This window comes from Streptomyces viridosporus, assembly GCF_002078235.1.
Lineage (GTDB): Bacteria > Actinomycetota > Actinomycetes > Streptomycetales > Streptomycetaceae > Streptomyces > Streptomyces viridosporus.
The window spans coordinates 1-988 of the sequence record NZ_MSGP01000809.1 but is presented as its reverse complement, the minus strand read 5'-3'; the positions used below and the strand labels follow the sequence as shown (position 1 = coordinate 988).

Genomic DNA, 988 nt, shown 5'->3' with positions numbered 1-988 from the left:
CGCCACGCGCGCGTGGCGGAGCGGTACGAGGAGCAGCTCCGCAGCGCCCGGGAGTGGCGCGACCAGGTCAACAGCTACTTCCTGCGCAAGTCCGGGGTGCCGGACGCGCGGGGGCGGACCATCCACTGACCTCCGCCCGGGGCGTCCCTACTCCAGGCGCAGGACCGCCACGCCGAGCGGGTCGAGACCGAGGGGCTCGCCCCGCTCGGTGCGCCGGCCGGTGAGCAGGTCGGTGACGGTGTCGCGGGCGGTGGGGCGGGCCGGTTCGGTGGAGTGGTTGAGCAGGAACAGCAGGCGGGTGCCGTCGGGGGCGACCCGGGCGGCCGTCTCCAGGCCGGGGTGTTCGGCGTACGGGCCGAGGAGGCCGTGGCGGGCCAGGACGCGGCGCACGACGTGGTCGACGCCCGGCGGGTCGAGGGCGGTGGCGACGTACCAGGCCTCGCCCGCGCCGAAGCGGTGCCGGGTGACGGCGGGGGTGCCGGCGTAGAAGTCGGCGCCGTACGTGCCGGCCGGCTCGGCGCCGGCGAGGCGCACGATCTCGAAGACCAGGCGGGCCCCGGCGGTGAGGCCGTCGAGGCGGACGGGGTGGACGACGTCGGCCGGACGGGCGTCCCACTCGTCGACGCGGACGCCCATCAGGGGGGCGAGCGGCCCGGGGACGTCGGTGGGGAAGGCGCGGTCGTGCTCGTCGGCGCGGCCGGAGAGGAAGGTGGCGAGGACGGTGCCGCCGCGTGCGGCGACGGCTTCCAGGCGGGGGGCGAGGTCGCCCTTGACCAGGTGCAGGACGGGGGCGAGGACCACGTCGTAGGCGCTCAGGTCGGCGGTGACCGGGACGACGTCCACGTCGGCGCCGGCCTCGCGGGCGGCCCGGTAGTAGGTGTGGACGGTGTCCTGGTAGCGGACGAGGCGGGAGGGGCCGTCGGAGATCTCCAGCGCCCACCAGCTGTCCCAGTCGAAGAGGAGGGCGGTGCGGGCGGGGGTGCGGGCG

Annotated in this window: 2 protein-coding genes; one reads left to right on the top strand and one right to left on the bottom strand. The window is 77.0% G+C overall.

Annotated features, from left to right (window positions below; all coding sequences use genetic code 11):
* The coding region (locus tag B7L92_RS37765) for a hypothetical protein (protein WP_143626495.1) at positions 1-129 on the top strand (129 nt) is incomplete at its 5' end.
* Between the two features lie 18 nt (positions 130-147).
* Here the strand turns inward: B7L92_RS37765 and B7L92_RS37760 are convergent.
* Positions 148-988 (bottom strand): beta-galactosidase trimerization domain-containing protein (locus B7L92_RS37760; RefSeq protein ID WP_174704082.1); only part of this gene is annotated, 841 nt, incomplete at its 5' end.